The sequence below is a fragment of the Cellulosimicrobium sp. JZ28 genome, assembly GCF_015327065.1.
Classification (GTDB): domain Bacteria; phylum Actinomycetota; class Actinomycetes; order Actinomycetales; family Cellulomonadaceae; genus Cellulosimicrobium; species Cellulosimicrobium funkei.
On sequence record NZ_CP017660.1, the window covers coordinates 648,527 to 662,744 of the forward strand.

Consider the following 14,218-nt stretch of genomic DNA (forward strand, 5'->3'; position numbering starts at 1 on the left):
CCGCGACCCGCAGTGAGCGTCAACCTGGCCTACGTCGGCCGCGAGTACCCCGCCAACGCGCCGTACTCGGTGGGGCGCGAGAAGCTGCGCGAGTTCGCGGGCGCCGTTGGCGCCACCCACCCCGTGCACCACGACCTCGTGGCGGCGCGGGGTGCTGGCTATCCGGACCTCGTCGCACCTCCGACCTTCGCGGTCGTCGTCGCCCAGCGGGCGGAGGGGCAGCTCATCGAGGACCCGGAGGCGGGCATCGACTTCTCGCGCGTCGTCCACGCGGACGAGCGCTTCACGCACCACCGGCCGATCGTCGCGGGCGACGAGCTCGTGACCGTGCTGCACGTGGACTCGATCGTCGAGCGAGCCGGCCTCGCGATGGTCACCACGCGCTGCGAGATCGCGGCCCTGTCCGACGGCGGCACCGAGCCCGTCGCGACCGTCACCTCGACCCTCGCCGTCCGCGGGGAGGGCGCATGAGCACCGACGTCACCCGTCCCGTCCTCGCCGACCTCTCCGTCGGCGACGTGATCGGCACGCGCACGGTCGAGGTCGACCGCGCCCGCCTCGTGCGGTACGCCGGCGCGAGCGGCGACTTCAACCCCATCCACTGGAACGACGCGTTCGCGGCCGAGGTCGGCCTGCCGGGCGTCATCGCGCACGGCATGTTCACCATGGGTGCCGCCGTCGCGCTGGTGGAGGACTGGGCCGGCGACCCGGGCGCGGTCGTCGACTACCAGACCCGGTTCACGCGTCCCGTGCCCGTGCCCAACCCGGGCGTCGCGACGCTCGAGGTGACGGGCACCGTCGGCGCGATCGACGGCGAGGCGGGCACCGTCCGTGTCGACCTCACGGTGACGTTCGAGGGTACGCGCGTGCTCGGCAAGACGCAGGCCGTCGTCCGCCTCTGACCTGCGGTCGCCCTGGGCGACCATGCGCTCCTGACGCCACGAGGGCGCCGCACCCGGCCGGGTGCGGCGCCCTCGTCGTCTCGTGCGGACTCAGCAGGTCTTCCAGCAGTCGGAGCCGCCGCTCTCGGGGGGCGGCCCGGGGACCTCGCCCTCGTCGAGGTACGTGGTGCGATCCACGACGTGCTGCAGTGCAGCGGCCTCTTCGTCGCCCGACCCTGCGGTCGGGGAGTCGGCGGTGGGCTCGGAGCCGGATGTGCCGAGGTCGACGTCGAAGGTGAGCTCGAGGAGCCGGTGCTCGGCGGTGTCGTAGACGAGGCGCACGATCCGGTTGCTCTGGTCCTGGCCGACCCATTCGAGGCCCTCCCCGGTGCGCCCCTGCGTGTCCTGGACGGCGCCGAGCGGGGTGCGGCCCGTCAGCCCGTTCAGCGTCGCCCAGAGCCCGTCGCGCACGGCGGGCGACGTGGGCCCGTTCTGCAGGAGATTCCACGTCTTCTGGGCGAGCGCGTCCTCGTTCACCGACCCGATCTCCGCCCGGATGCTGTCGCGCAGGAGCGCGTCGAGCTCCGCGGGGTCCGTCGGGAGCGTGGCGAGCGCGTCCCAGCTGAGCCGGACGAACTCGCCGTCGACGACGAGCGACCCGAACGTCGAGCCGGGCGAGGGCTCCAGGGCCTCGTCCCCTTCGAAGGCTCGGTACGAGTCGCCCTCCGGGTCGCGGGCGGTCCAGTACGTGATGCCCTGCGAGCTCTCCTCCGTCCGCCCGTCGCTGGTCGTGTCCGTCGTGGTCGTCAGGGTCCGGATGCGCCAGTACGGCCCGTCGGCCGGGCCGTTGCCCTGCGGCCTCCCGTCGGGGCCCGGGGCCGCGGCGTCGCCGCCGCTCGCCGGGGCGATCTGCGACGGGTGGGTGGGGTCGGGCTCCGCCCAGTAGGACGCCGCACCCACCCCGCCGGCGACGACCGCGAGCGCGCACAGGCCCGAGACGACGGTGCGGCGCCGTCGTCGCTCGCGACGGGCCGTCGGGAGCACGCGGTCGGTGTCGACGTCGATGCGGGGGGCGAGCGTGTCGACCCGTGCGCGCAGCGCGCGGACGAACGTCTCGTCGTCGGTCGGAAGGGTGCCGGTCATGGCTGCCTCCTGTCGGTCCGGTCGGTGGGGCGGTGGTGCGGCGCGCCGGCGGTGCCGAGGACGGAGCGGAGCTGTCCGAGCCCGCGGGACGCCGTGGACTTCACGGTGCCGACGGAGACGCCGAGGTCGTCGGCGACCTCCCTCTCGCTCAGCCCGACGAGGTGGCGCAGCACGACGACCCGGCGCTGGCGGGCCGTGAGCGTCGCGAGCGCGCGGACGAGGGCGTCCCGCTCGGCGTGCCGGTCGGCCCGGGCGTCGCTCGCCGTCTCGGGAAGGTCGAGCGGAGCGACGAGCACCTCCCGTCGTCGGCGGCGCCACGTGTCGACCCGCAGATTGGCGAGGGTGCGGCGGGCGTACGCGTAGGGATCGCGCTCACGGGCCGTGCGCCAGTGCAGGTACGTGCGGGTCAGGGCCTGCTGGACGAGCTCGTCGGCCAGGTGCGCGTCGCCGCACAGCAGCCACGCGGTGCGCGGGAGCCGGGGAGCGGCGCTCGCCATGAAGTCGCTGAACTCCTGCTCGTGCGACGTGACCACCCGGACGACGGGGAGGAGGGCGTCGGGTGGTGGACTCTCGTCGGGCTGGTCGTCGGCCGAGAGGGCGATCGCGTTCACGGTCATGACTGTCACACGCGCGACGGCTCCCGAAGGTTGAGTCTCCGGCGTGCGATGCGGCGCACACCGGGTTCGATACGTCTCGCCTCGGCGCACCCCTTTCGTCGTGAGAGCGCTCCCACTAGGGTGGGTCGCGCCACTCACGACGTCGAAGGAGACGCTCATGACCCAGCTCGACGGCCGCTCTGGACGGCCCGACCTCACCGCGCACGACCCCGGTCCCGCTCGCGGCGTCGACCGACGCACCGTCCTCGCCCTCGGCGGCGCGCTCGCGCTCGCGGGGCTGACCGCGACCCCGGCGGCGGCCCGCTCGGGTGCGACCCTGCCTGCGGCGACGGGCGCCTCCGGGCAGACTGCCGGCGTCCCGGCGCGGGGCCGCGCGGCGTCGGTCCAGCGCGCCCACGGCTTCCTCGCCGCGGCGACCGACGCCTACCCGGAGGTGAACCCCGGCCCGCGGCTCGCGCAGTCCTACGCGGACCAGCTCGGACTGTTCTCCACCGCGTTCGTCTACGACAACGCCCTCGCGATCCTCGCGACGCTCACCGCGGGGCGACGCCACCTCGACCGCGCGCGGGCGCTCGGCGACGGGCTCGTCTTCGCGCTCGAGCACGACCCCGACCACGACGACGGCCGGCTCCGGCAGGCGTACAACGTCGGGCCCTACACGTTCTACGACGGCACGCCGCAGGAGCACGGGCTCGTGCTCCCCGACGGGACGGCGAACGTCGGGTGGCAGTTCGGCTTCCTCGGGACGGCGGTCGGGGACATGGCCTGGCCGGGCATCGCCCTGCTGCACCTGCACGCCGTGACGCGCGAGCGACGCTACCTCGACGCCGCCCGGCGGATCGGCGAGTGGATCGTCGCGAACACGTGGTCGCAGGCGCCCCTCGGCGGGTTCTCGTTCGGCGTGGACGGCGCGAACGTCCCGATCCCCAACGGCTCGACCGAGCACAACGTCGACTGCGTCGCGTTCTTCCGCCAGCTCGGGTCCGTGACGCGCGACCGGCGCTGGAGCCGTGCCGCCGAGCACGCGCGCGCGTTCGTCGACCGCATGTGGGAGCCCGAGGGCGGTTACCTCTACACCGGCACGAACGACGGCACCGAGATCAACCGGGACCCGCTCCCGCTCGACCCGCAGACGTGGGGGTGGCTCGCGCTGCGCGAGCGGCGCTACGCCCGTGCCCTGGACTGGGCGGACGACGCGCTGGCCGCGCGCGACGTCGCGGGCGAGGGGGTGTCGCAGCTCCCGGCGGGCACGGTCGTCGAGGGCGTGACGTTCTCGAGCGCGAGCCTCACGTCCACGGCCTCGTACAACGACCTGCCGGTGCACCCGCAGGGCGTGTGGCTGGAGGGGACGGCGCAGCTCGCGTCGGCCCTCGCGGACCGCGGGGCGCGCGGGCGGGGGAGTCGCGACGACCGGCGGCGGGGACGCCGGGGCTGCGAGCGGGACGACGACCGGGTCCGCGCCGAGGGCCTGCTGCGGGAGGTCCAGGGCGTGCAGGAGGGCGTCGGCGCCGGTCAGACGATCGGGGGCGCGCCGCTGCCCGAGCGCGCGGGCGTCGTCGCGGCGTCGAGCCTGCTCGACTCGGGGTTCGGGTTCGGGTACTTCCAGGTCCAGCACGTCGGCGCGACGTCGTGGTACCTGCTCGCCGCGGCGCGCGCGAACCCGCTCCAGCCGGGCCGGCTGGGCTGACGCGCGGGCTCAGGTGGTGGGGGCGGCGCCCGTCGTCGTCCCCACCACGAGCTCGACGTCGAGCTCGACCGTGGTGGGCGCCTCGCCCGCGAGCTGGCGGATGACGGCCAGCCCGAGCTCGGCGCCCTTGCGCGCGAGCGGCTGGTGCACGCTCGTCAGCACGTCGGGGGCCAGCCACGGGAGGTCGAGCCCGTCGAAGCCCGCGACCGAGACGTCGTCGGGCACACGCAGCCCGAGCTCGCGCGCGGCGAGCAGCGCGCCCGCCGCGAGGAGGTCGGAGTGGGCGATGACGGCGGTCGGTCGGGTCGCGGGGTCGGCCGGCTCGGTCGTCCCGTCGGCCGCGGGGCGGCCGAGCAGGGCGAGCGTGGCGGAGCGGCCGTGCTCGACGAGCGAGGCCTCGGTCTCCCAGCTCGCGACCGGCTCGACGACGTCGCGCACGCCCGCGAGGCGGTTGGCCGTCGGGGTGCGGTCCACCTGCGCGAGCCGCGCGGCGTCGAGCGGTCCGCTGCGGTCGGACGTGTCGAGGGGGAGCGAGACCTCGGCGATGCGCGTGTGCCCGAGCTCGACCAGGTGCCGCACGGCGTCCGCGGTGCCCGCGCGGTCGTGGATGAGGACGAGCGGGGCGCCTTCGACGGGGCGGCCCTCGCCGACGACGACGGGCACGCCGCGCCGCTGGAGCGCGGCGAGCGTCGCGTCGTCCGTGCCGACCCCCCACACGAGCACCGCGACGTCCATGGCCGCGCTCTCGACGAGCGGGTCGACGGCGCGTGCGGGGTCGTCGGACGGGATGCCGGGGATGAGCAGCACACCGAGGCCGTTCTCGCCCAGGGTCGAGACGAGGCCGTCGAGCACCTGGACGGCGACGGGGTCGCGGAACGCGCGGCGGAGCTGGTCGCCGACGACGACCCCCACGACGCCCGACCGGCCCGAGCGGAGCTGGCGGCCCAACGGGTTCGGTCCGGTGTACCCGAGCTCCTTCGCGGCGTCGAGCACGCGCGCGCGGGTCTCCGGGGTGATCGGGCCGGCGCCGGAGAATGCGAGGGAGGCCGTCGAGACGGAGACCCCCGCGAGCTCGGCGACCTTGGCGAGCGTGGGCCGGTGAGCCGGCGCGGCGGGCGCCGCGGGCTCCCGGTTCCCGGGGGTGTCGCTCATCACGCTCCCTGCCTCCCGCGGGCGCGGGATTCTCGATTGACGCGCGGCCAGCGTACCCGCACACTGGTGACCATGCCTCGAATCGATTCGAAGCGCACTCTCGTCCGTCGGATCGAATCGATTCGAGGAGGTGCTGCGCAGTTCCCGTCCGGCCCCGAGTCCGACGCCCGCGCCCTGGCCAGGGCCCGCTGGGTGCTCCTCGGGGTGTTCGCGCTCAACGGCGTCATGATGTCGAGCTGGCTCGCGCGCCTCCCCTCCGTGCGCGACGCGCTCGGCCTCGGCCCCGCAGACCTGGGCGTCGTGCTCCTCGCGGGCGCCGTCGGCGCGCTCCTCACGGTCACCGCGGCCGGACCCTTCGTCACGCGGTTCGGCGGCCGGGTCGCGTTCGCCGTCTCGGCGGGCCTGTTCGGCGTCGCGTTCCTCCTGCTCGGGCTCGGCCCTGCGACCGGGTCGGTCGCGCTCCTCGCCGCGGGCATCTTCGTCAACGGCATGGCGTTCTCGCTCGGCAACGTGCCGATGAACGTGGAGAGCGCGGGCATCGAGCGGCGCGTCGGGCGCACGATCCTGCCCCAGTTCCACGCCGCGTTCTCCGTCGGCGCCGTCGTGGGTTCGCTGGTCGGCGCGGCGTGCGCGCACGCCGAGGTGCCCGTCGTCGTGCAGTTCGTCGCGACCGGGGTCGTCGCCACGGTGTGGCGGCTCGCCGCGATCCCCGCCACGGTCCACGACACCCTCCCGACGCGGACCCCCGCGCCCGGAACCACGGCGCCGGCCCCGGTCGACGCGCTCGGCGACGCCGTCGTCGACGTCGAGACGGCGGGCCTGCGCGCGCGCCTCGCCCGGCGCGGTGCCCGGCTCGGCGCCGCGCTGTCGGCATGGCGCGAGCCGCGCACGCTGCTCATCGGGCTCGTCATCCTCTCGGCCGCGCTCTCCGAGGGCTCCGCCAACGACTGGCTGTCCCTCGCCGTCGTGGACGGGTTCGCGCAGACCGAGGCCGTCGGTGCCGTCGTCTTCGGCACGTTCGTCGCCGCCATGACCGTCATGCGTCTCGCGGGCACGCGCCTCATCGACCGGTTCGGCCGCGTCACCGTGCTCCGCGCGTCGGGCGTCGCGTCGATCGCCGGTCTCGTGCTCTTCGGGTTCGCGCCGACGCTCCCGCTCGCGGCCGTCGGGGTCGTCCTGTGGGGCTTCGGCGCCGCGCTCGCGGTGCCCGTCGGGATCGCCGCGGCGTCCGACGAGCCCCTGCGGGCCGCGAGCCGCGTCTCGGTCGTGTCGGCGTTCTCCTCGATGGCGTCGCTCGCCGCGCCGCCGCTCCTCGGCCTCGCCGCCGAGGCGATGGGCGCGCGCCACGCGCTCGTGCTCATCGTCGCCGCGATGGTCCTCAGCGTCCTCCTCGCGCGCCAGGTCGCACCCCTGGGCACCGCCGCCGCGCGTGCGGCGCGCCCGGCGCGCGGCACCGACGACGCCGCACCCGTCGCGGTGCAGGATGGTCCGGTGGACGTCCTGACCCCCGGCGCGCACGGCGCCCCGGACGCCGTGGGCGCCCCCGCCCCGGCCGACGGCGCCCGTCGCCGCCGCCCGTGGCGCAGCGTCCGCGCGGGCGCCTCCGCCACCGCCCACCGGGCCGCGTCCCGCCGCCCCCGCACCCGCCCGTCGCACCGCCGCGAGGAGACCTCCGCATGACCACCGTCCGCCCCGACCGCCGCGTCGTCGCCCTCGCCACCTGGTCCGTCTTCGCGGTCTTCTTCCTCAACGGGTTCAACTTCGCGACGTGGGCCTCGCGCCTGCCCGCGGTGCGGGACTCGCTCGGCTTCACCGAGGCGCAGATGGGCCTCCTGCTGCTCTTCATGGCGGTGGGGTCGCTGCTCGCGCTGCCGCTGTCCGGGATGGTCGTCCAGCGGCTCGGTGCGTCGAAGGCCGTGACGGTCTTCGCCGTGACCAACGTCGTCGGGCTCGTCACCGCGGTCACGGGCGTCGCGACGGGGGAGGACGTCGTCGTGCGCGTCGGGCTGTTCCTCGCCGGGATCGGCACCGGCGTGTGGGACGCCGCGATGAACCTCGAGGGCGCCGCCGTCGAGCAGCGGCTCGGCAAGGCGATCATGCCGCGCTTCCACGCCGGGTTCTCGTTCGGCACCATGGCCGGCGCCGGCGTCGGTGCGCTCATGGCCGCGCTCCACGTGCCGGTCCAGGCGCACCTCACGGCCGCCGTCGTGCTGAGCCTCGTCGGCGTCCTGTGGTGCGTGCGGTTCTTCCTCCCCGCGGGCAAGGTGGACCACGCGGTCGCCGAGACCGTCGAGGACGCCGCCGGTGCCGACCCCGCCGCCGCGGCCGGGAGCGGGTCGTCGCACGGCACGAGCAAGGACGCGCGCGGGGCCCTCAGCGCGTGGACCGAGCCGCGCACCCTCCTCATCGGCCTGGTCGTGCTCGCGGCCGCGCTCACCGAAGGTGCGGCGAACGACTGGGTGAGCCTCGCCGTCGTCGACGGGTTCGGCACGTCCGACGCGATGGGCGCCGTCGGGCTCGCCGTATTCCTCACCGCCATGACCGGGATGCGCCTGCTCGGGACGGGCCTGCTCGACCGCTACGGCCGCGTCGCCGTCCTGCGCCTGGGCGCCGCGCTCGCGCTGCTCGGCCTGCTCGTGTTCACGCTGTCCCCGAACCTCTGGGTCGCGCTCGTCGGCGTCGTCGCGTGGGGCATGGGTGCGGCGCTCGGGTTCCCCGTGGGGATGAGCGCCGCGTCCGACGACCCGGCGCGCGCCGCCGTGCGCGTGAGCGTCGTCGCGACGATCGGGTACTCCGCGTTCTTCATGGGGCCGCCGCTCATCGGCTTCCTCGCCGAGCACGTCGGGTACCGCGGGGCGCTCCTCGTGATCGCCGTTCCCGTCGTCGTCGGCCTGCTGGTCGTCGGCGCGACGCGACCGCTCCCCACGGCCGCCGGTGCCGCGGGCCAGCAGGCCGCCCAGGGCACGGACCGCGCGGGGCGCGCCGACTGACGGGGAACCCGAACTACGCTGGACGCGTGACCTGCGAACCTGCCGCCCCCGTGGACCGTGACCTGCCCGAGATCGTCGGGACCGCCCCGGGGCTGCGTCCCGAGGCCGTCGGGGCGCCGTCGCTCGCCGAGCTGACGACGCTGCGCGTGGGCGGGCCGGCGGACCGGTACGTCGAGGCGCACAGCGAGGCCGAGCTGCTGGAGATCGTCCGGGCCGCCGACGAAGCGGGGGAGCCGCTCCTCGTGATCGGCGGAGGCTCCAACCTGCTCGTGGGCGACGAGGGTTTCGGCGGCGTCGTCGTGCGCGACCTGCGGCGCGGGATCACCGTCGACGCCGAGGACTCGTGCGGGGGCGCGAGCTTCCACGCCCCAGCGGGCCAGGACTGGGACGAGCTCGTGGCGCGTGCGGTCGCGGAGGAGTGGGTCGGGGTCGAGGCGCTGTCGGGCATCCCGGGCACCGTGGGCGCGGCGCCGGTCCAGAACATCGGCGCGTACGGGCAGGACGTCGCGGGCGTGGTCTCGACCGTGCGCGTCTGGGACCGCGCGCGCTCGCGCGTGCGCACGCTCGCCCTGGGCGAGCTCGCGTTCGGCTACCGGACGTCGCTGCTCAAGCGCAGCATGCACGTGGACGCCGGCGCCGGGTCCGACGACGACGGTCCCTGGTACCCGTCGCCCCGCTACGTCGTGCTCGACGTGGGCTTCCAGGCGCGGCTCGGGTCGTTGTCGGCGCCGGTCGCGTACCCCGAGCTGGCGCGCACGCTCGGGGTCCAGGTCGGGGACCGCGCGCCGAGCGCGGACGTGCGCGCCGCCGTGCTTGCCCTGCGCGCGCGCAAGGGCATGCTGCTCGACGGCGTCGGCCCCGACGTCGACCCCGCGGCGGGGCCCGACCACGACCGTTGGAGCGCCGGGTCGTTCTTCACGAACCCCGTCGTTCCGGCCGAGCAGGCGGACCTGCTCCCGGCCGAGGCCCCGCGGTACCCGGTCCGCACGGCGACCCCGACCCGGACCACCGGCCCGAGCCTCGGCGAGATCGACCCGACGCTCGTCAAGACGTCGGCCGCGTGGCTCATCGAGCACGCGGGCTTCACCAAGGGATTCGGCGTGCACGGCCCGTCGAGTCTCGCGCGGCTGTCGACGAAGCACACGCTCGCGCTGACGAACCGCGGCGGGGCGAGCGCGGAGGACGTCGTCGAGCTCGCCCGCGCGGTGCGCGACGGCGTCGTCGAGGCGTTCGGCGTCGAGCTCGTGCCGGAGCCGGTGCTCGTCGGCGTCGCGCTCTGACCCACCCGACGCGCGGGGCTCAGTAGACGAGGACCGTGGTGCCGGGGTCGGCGCGCCAGGTGTCCCAGAGCCAGTTCATCGCCGAGTTCGCGACACGGACGCACCCGTGCGACGCGGGCCACGGCGGGATCGACCCCGAGCCGTGCACCGCGATCCCGCCGGTGAAGAACTTGGGGCGCCACATGTCGCCGAGCTCGAGGCTGGACGAGTGGTTCCCGTCGACCTGCCGGCCCACCTGGAACGTGCCGCGCGGCGTGCTCGCGCGGTAGGTGCGCCCCTTCGCCTCGTACGACTCGCCGTTCCCGGACGACGCGTTGACCACCGTGACGACGCGACCGTCCTCGACGGCGAGCAGGAGCTGGCGGTCGAGGTCGATCTCGACGACCTTGCCCGACCCGCTGCGCGGCTGCGGCGTGACGCCCTCGTCGAGCGCGGCCTGGGTCGCGGGCCCGACGACGCCGTCGCGCGAGAGGCCCGCAGCCTTCTGCAGGGCCCACACGGCCTGCTGGGTGCCGCCGCCGAAGTCGCCGTCGGGCGCGCCGATGAAGTAGCCGAGGTCGGCGAGGCGCTGCTGGAGGGCGACCACCCGCTCCCCGGTCGCCCCGCGCGCGAGCTCGACCGGCTCGGGCGGTGCCTCGGGGGTCGGCTCCGGCGCGGGCTCGGCGGCGGGCGGCGGGGTGCTGGGCTCAGGCGTCTCGGTGGGCGTCGACTCGGGCTCGGGCGTCTCGGTGGGGGTGGGCTCCGGGGCCGTGGTGGGCGCGGACGGGCTCGGGCTCGTCGGCTCCGGCGAGGTCGGGCTCTCGGAGGCCGACGGCGTCCGCCCAGGCTCCATGTCCGGCAGGCCCGCCTGGCAGCCCGCGAGGGCCAGCGCGGCGGCGAGCGCGGGCACGACGGCGCGCGCGACCGCCCGCCGGACGGGCCCGTGACGGCGCGGTGCCGCCGTCGGTCGCGCGCCGGGCGCGGGTGTGGTCGCGGTCGAGCGGACGGTTCCCTGCTCCACCTGGTCCCCCTTCGTCTGCCGCGGCGTCGCCGCGATGGTCCATCATGCGCCGTCCGCCGCGCCCGGTCGGACGACGGCACCGGTTCTCGGCGGATCGTGACCCGGTCGTGACGCACGGTCCGTGCCGGTGGTCCGTGCCCGGTCGGTGCCGGTGGTCAGTGCGGCGCGCCCCGGTCCGGGCGGTGCGCGTCGAGCAGCGCGCCGCGCAGGACGTCGACGATCGCGTCGTCCGACAGCCCGGCCTCGCGGCCGGTGCGCACGAGCTCGTGCGCGGCGTGGCGCGCGGCGACGTCCGTGGGGGAGACGCCGTCGGCGACGACCGTCCCGGCCCGGCGACGCGTCGTGACGACCCCGGCCGCCTCGAGCTCCCGGTACGCGCGGGCCACCGTCCCGGGGGCGAGACCGAGGTCGGTCGCGAGCGCGCGGATCGTGGGGAGGCGGTCCCCGACGCGCAGCCGCCCGGCCGCGACGTGCGCGACGACCTGGCTCCGGATCTGCTCGTACGGGGCGAGGCCGGTGCGCAGGTCGATCTCGACGCGCAGCTCACCCATCGCGACGCCCGCGACTCGCGGACGCCGGGGCGGCGACCTCCGCGTCGGGGTCGGGGGCGGGCCGCACGCCGACGGCGACCGCCACGAGGGCGATCACGACGGCGACGACCACGAGCACGACCGCTCCGGGGTAGCCCGCTCGGGCGGCGGCGTTCGCGCCGTAGGCGAGCGTGCCGGCCGCGGTGAGTCCGAGCGCGAGCTGGGTGCCGCGCAGGACCCGGTGCGCGGACGCGCGACGCAGCGCGAGGTCCCACCCGGGCTCGACGCGCGGGACGGCGGGGCGGCGCGCGACCAGCCGGAGCAAGCCCTCCGCGCCGGCCACGAGCAGCACGGCGCCGGCCGCGAGCCAGGCGCCGTAGAACCACCCGGGGTAGGGGCTGGTCGTCGACGTGACGTCGCCCAGCACGCGCGTCACGGACCGCCCGTCCGCCCCGGCGGTGAGGCCGCCGACCGCGGTGAGCACGAGCACGAGGGCACCGAGGGCCCAGGTGAGGCGGCGCAGGCCGCGCGGCGCGACGTCGGACACCGTGCGCGGGCGCAGCGTGGCCGCCCGGACCGCCGTGCGCTGGCGCGGCCAGGTGCGCTCGCCGACGGCGTGCGCCCCGAGGAACGCCAGGCCGACGAGCGCGGGGGAGAGCCCCACGAGCACGCCCTCCGCGAGGCCGCCGACGGCGGTCGTCACGGCCTGCACGAGGACGGCGCCCACGAGCGCGGCGGCGGTCGCCGCGGCGACGCTGACGGTCGTCGCGTGCCGTCGGGCGGCGCGGCGCACCGGGTCCCCGTCCGCGAGCCCGTGCAGGGCGGGCGCCGGCTCGCGGGTCAGCGCGCGCACGGCGAGCACCACGAGGGCGCCGACGCCCGCGAGCGCGGCGAGAGCGACGACGCTCCACAGCAGGTCGTACGCGGCGGGGAGGAACAGACTGACCCCGTCCGGCTCCTCGGAGACACTTTGTATCAACACATCGATACATTCCCACGGACCCGACCGCGGGTCAAGGGTGGCCGGGCGGCCCGGTGCGGACTCGATGAGAGGACTCTCATCGCGCTCTCACCCCCGTTCCACGCGCGCACGGTGCCCTGGGCGCATGACGATCGCCCCCGCCGTCCCCGACCAGCGCGCCTGGCTCGACCTGCTCACCGGTCCCGACGCGGGCGGCCTCCTCGACGCGGCGCTCGGGGCCGACGGCGCCGCGCTCGGCACGTGGCGCGTGCACCAGGTGCACGCGCGCCCCGGCGCGGAGGTCACCGTCGGGTACGACGTCGTCGCGCGCCGCACGGTCCCGGCGCGGCCCGGCGGGGCGGTCGCGACCGTCGACGCGACCGCGTACCTGCTCGCCACGACGGCGCCCCTGCCGCCGGACGCCCTCGGGCCGGGCGTCGCGCGCCTGGAGGACGGGCCGCGCGTCGTGCACGTGTGGCGGCACCCGGCCGACCCGGCGCTGCCCGCGCTCGCCGCGGCGTGCGACGCGCCCGGGCTCACGCGCCGCCTGGACGACGCGGGCGTGCTCGCCCCGGGCGAGTCCGTCGAGTCCGTGGCGATGGTCGCCTACCGGCCGCTGCGGCGCGCCGTGCTCCGCGTCCGGACACCCTCGCGCACGCTCTACGTCAAGGTCGTCCGGCCCGGCCGGGCGCGCGCGCTCGCGCGCCGCCACGACCTCCTCCAGGACGGGGCCGTGCGCGCCCCGCGGTGCCTCGCCCGGGACGACGACGGCCTCGTGGTCCTCGAGGAGGCGCGCGGCCCGTCGCTCGCGCAGCACCTCGCGGCGTCGGGGCCGGCCGCGCAGCCCGACGCGATCGACCCGCGCGAGCTGCTCCGTGCGCTCGACGCGCTGCCGGAGCGCGCGACGACGCTGCGCCGTCGGCCCGCGTGGGCGGAGCGCGTGGAGCACTACGCGACGTCGGCGCTCGCGGTCCACGGTCTCGACGCCGAGCGGGTGCGGCGCGTGGCGCGCGCGGTCGGGGACGCGGTCGCGACGCGCGACCCGGGCCCCGTGGTCGCGACGCACGGCGACTTCTACGAGGCGAACGTCCTGCTCGCCGCCGGCGCGGACGCCGACGTCCCGGGGGCGACGGACCGGCCGCGCGTGGCCGCGCTGCTCGACGTGGACACGCTCGGGCCGGGCCACCGCGTGGACGACCTCGCGTGCCTCGTCGGGCACCTCGCCGTCCTGCCCGCGCTCGCGCCGACCGTGTACGGGGGCGTGGACGGGCTCGTCGAGCGGTGCCTCGTGGTGTTCGGGACCGCCGTCGACCCGGTGGGGCTGCGCGCCCGGGCCGCGGGCGTCGTGCTGTCCCTCGTGCCGGGCGCGGGCTCGCGCGAGCTCGCGGAGGCCTGGCTCGCGGTCGCGGACGGGCTGCTCCCGCTTCCTGAGAGCACTCTCATGACGACCTCCTCGGCCTCTCACGCGTGAGCGGGAGGCTCGAGACCTGCACGGCCGAGGGGTCGTGCGCACCATCGGACGAAGGAGAAGCACCATGAAGGCACGCAGCGCATGGATCGTCACCGGGGCGCTCGGCGCGGTCGGTCTCGGGGCCACGATGGCCGCCGCCCAGGGCGCGCTCGACGCCCCCGACGAGGCGGTCGTCTCCCCGTCGGTCCAGGTGACGACGTCCGACGCCGCGACGGCCGCGGCGACCGCGTCGGCCTCCCCGAGCCCGACGGACGTCCAGAACGGGACGTCGATCACGACGGTCACCGCGGGCTCCGCGAACACGTCCGCGTCGCCCACGACGGCGGCCTCCGCCGTGACGAGCCAGACGGCGAACACCGCGAGCACCGCCCCGACGGCCGACACCGCGGGCACCGCGCAGACGGCGAGCTCGCCGGCCAGCCCGGTGACCCCGCCGTCGCCGCAGTCCGCGACCTGACCGGGCCCGGGCCTCGCCGCCCGCGCCCGCACGACGCCCGCCCCGGCCC

The 14,218-nt window shown here is 76.7% G+C and carries 14 protein-coding genes; 8 read left to right on the forward strand and 6 right to left on the reverse strand.

Annotated features, from left to right (window positions below; translation table 11 throughout):
* Positions 1–12 precede the first annotated feature (12 nt).
* Positions 13–471 carry an FAS1-like dehydratase domain-containing protein gene (locus BJP59_RS02855; RefSeq protein ID WP_085388415.1) on the forward strand — a complete coding sequence of 153 codons (459 nt, stop codon included), beginning with the start codon at positions 13–15 and terminating at the stop codon, positions 469–471.
* The gene (locus BJP59_RS02860) at positions 468–902 is read left to right on the forward strand and encodes a MaoC family dehydratase (protein WP_194522149.1); all 435 of its coding nucleotides are present in this window, start codon (positions 468–470) and stop codon (positions 900–902) included. The genes BJP59_RS02855 and BJP59_RS02860 overlap by 4 nt, the downstream gene beginning before the upstream one ends.
* A gap of 90 nt (positions 903–992) precedes the next feature.
* Here the strand turns inward: BJP59_RS02860 and BJP59_RS02865 are convergent, their stop codons facing one another.
* Together BJP59_RS02865 and BJP59_RS02870 are read right to left on the reverse strand one after the other, a co-directional pair.
* Positions 993–2,024 carry a hypothetical protein gene (locus tag BJP59_RS02865; protein ID WP_194522150.1) on the reverse strand — a complete coding sequence of 344 codons (1,032 nt, stop codon included), beginning with the start codon at positions 2,022–2,024 and terminating at the stop codon, positions 993–995.
* The gene (locus BJP59_RS02870) at positions 2,021–2,635 is read right to left on the reverse strand and encodes a SigE family RNA polymerase sigma factor (RefSeq protein ID WP_228485246.1); all 615 of its coding nucleotides are present in this window, start codon (positions 2,633–2,635) and stop codon (positions 2,021–2,023) included. The genes BJP59_RS02865 and BJP59_RS02870 overlap by 4 nt, the downstream gene beginning before the upstream one ends.
* A 163-nt stretch (positions 2,636–2,798) precedes the next feature.
* Here BJP59_RS02870 and BJP59_RS02875 point away from each other — a divergent pair, with 163 nt between their 5' ends.
* The gene (locus tag BJP59_RS02875) at positions 2,799–4,328 is read left to right on the forward strand and encodes a Tat pathway signal sequence domain protein (protein ID WP_194522152.1); all 1,530 of its coding nucleotides are present in this window, start codon (positions 2,799–2,801) and stop codon (positions 4,326–4,328) included.
* 9 nt (positions 4,329–4,337) lie between these two features.
* Here the strand turns inward: BJP59_RS02875 and BJP59_RS02880 are convergent, their stop codons facing one another.
* Positions 4,338–5,480, reverse strand: coding sequence for a LacI family DNA-binding transcriptional regulator (locus BJP59_RS02880; protein WP_171467560.1), 1,143 nt, complete (start codon positions 5,478–5,480; stop codon positions 4,338–4,340).
* Positions 5,481–5,672: 192 nt separating this feature from the next.
* On the opposite strand from BJP59_RS02880, the gene BJP59_RS02885 reads away from it, so the two are divergent.
* From BJP59_RS02885 to BJP59_RS02895, 3 genes are all read left to right on the forward strand, one after another.
* A complete protein-coding gene (locus BJP59_RS02885) occupies positions 5,673–7,160 on the forward strand; it encodes an MFS transporter (protein ID WP_228485247.1) in 1,488 nt (495 codons plus the stop codon).
* Complete coding sequence (locus tag BJP59_RS02890; protein ID WP_194522154.1) at positions 7,157–8,470, forward strand: MFS transporter; 1,314 nt, start codon at positions 7,157–7,159, stop codon at positions 8,468–8,470. Before BJP59_RS02885 ends, BJP59_RS02890 begins: the two co-directional genes overlap by 4 nt.
* Before the next feature lie 62 nt (positions 8,471–8,532).
* The gene (locus BJP59_RS02895) at positions 8,533–9,750 is read left to right on the forward strand and encodes a UDP-N-acetylmuramate dehydrogenase (protein WP_442861542.1); all 1,218 of its coding nucleotides are present in this window, start codon (positions 8,533–8,535) and stop codon (positions 9,748–9,750) included.
* A gap of 19 nt (positions 9,751–9,769) precedes the next feature.
* Here BJP59_RS02895 and BJP59_RS02900 read toward each other — a convergent pair whose 3' ends face one another.
* The 3 genes from BJP59_RS02900 to BJP59_RS02910 form a co-directional block, all read right to left on the reverse strand.
* A complete protein-coding gene (locus BJP59_RS02900) occupies positions 9,770–10,750 on the reverse strand; it encodes a L,D-transpeptidase family protein (protein ID WP_228485248.1) in 981 nt (326 codons plus the stop codon).
* Between the two features lie 155 nt (positions 10,751–10,905).
* The gene (locus BJP59_RS02905) at positions 10,906–11,301 is read right to left on the reverse strand and encodes a GntR family transcriptional regulator (RefSeq protein ID WP_085388410.1); all 396 of its coding nucleotides are present in this window, start codon (positions 11,299–11,301) and stop codon (positions 10,906–10,908) included.
* Positions 11,294–12,262 carry a hypothetical protein gene (locus tag BJP59_RS02910; RefSeq protein WP_194522155.1) on the reverse strand — a complete coding sequence of 323 codons (969 nt, stop codon included), beginning with the start codon at positions 12,260–12,262 and terminating at the stop codon, positions 11,294–11,296. The genes BJP59_RS02905 and BJP59_RS02910 overlap by 8 nt, the downstream gene beginning before the upstream one ends.
* A gap of 124 nt (positions 12,263–12,386) precedes the next feature.
* On the opposite strand from BJP59_RS02910, the gene BJP59_RS02915 reads away from it, so the two are divergent.
* Together BJP59_RS02915 and BJP59_RS02920 are read left to right on the forward strand one after the other, a co-directional pair.
* A complete protein-coding gene (locus tag BJP59_RS02915) occupies positions 12,387–13,712 on the forward strand; it encodes an aminoglycoside phosphotransferase family protein (RefSeq protein ID WP_194522156.1) in 1,326 nt (441 codons plus the stop codon).
* Between the two features lie 64 nt (positions 13,713–13,776).
* On the forward strand, positions 13,777–14,169 hold the full coding sequence (locus BJP59_RS02920) for a hypothetical protein (protein WP_194522157.1): 393 nt from the start codon (positions 13,777–13,779) through the stop codon (positions 14,167–14,169).
* The last annotated feature ends 49 nt before the right edge of the window (positions 14,170–14,218 follow it).

Bases quoted from the DNA above. Each gene is read 5' to 3' on its own strand.
- BJP59_RS02860 (WP_194522149.1), top strand. From the start codon at position 468: ATGAGCACCGACGTCACCCGTCCCGTCCTCGCCGACCTCTCCGTCGGC.
- BJP59_RS02865 (WP_194522150.1), bottom strand. From the start codon at position 2,024: ATGACCGGCACCCTTCCGACCGACGACGAGACGTTCGTCCGCGCGCTG.
- BJP59_RS02875 (WP_194522152.1), top strand. From the start codon at position 2,799: ATGACCCAGCTCGACGGCCGCTCTGGACGGCCCGACCTCACCGCGCAC.
- BJP59_RS02880 (WP_171467560.1), bottom strand. From the start codon at position 5,480: ATGAGCGACACCCCCGGGAACCGGGAGCCCGCGGCGCCCGCCGCGCCG.
- BJP59_RS02890 (WP_194522154.1), top strand. From the start codon at position 7,157: ATGACCACCGTCCGCCCCGACCGCCGCGTCGTCGCCCTCGCCACCTGG.
- BJP59_RS02905 (WP_085388410.1), bottom strand. From the start codon at position 11,301: ATGGGTGAGCTGCGCGTCGAGATCGACCTGCGCACCGGCCTCGCCCCG.
- BJP59_RS02915 (WP_194522156.1), top strand. From the start codon at position 12,387: ATGACGATCGCCCCCGCCGTCCCCGACCAGCGCGCCTGGCTCGACCTG.
- BJP59_RS02920 (WP_194522157.1), top strand. From the start codon at position 13,777: ATGAAGGCACGCAGCGCATGGATCGTCACCGGGGCGCTCGGCGCGGTC.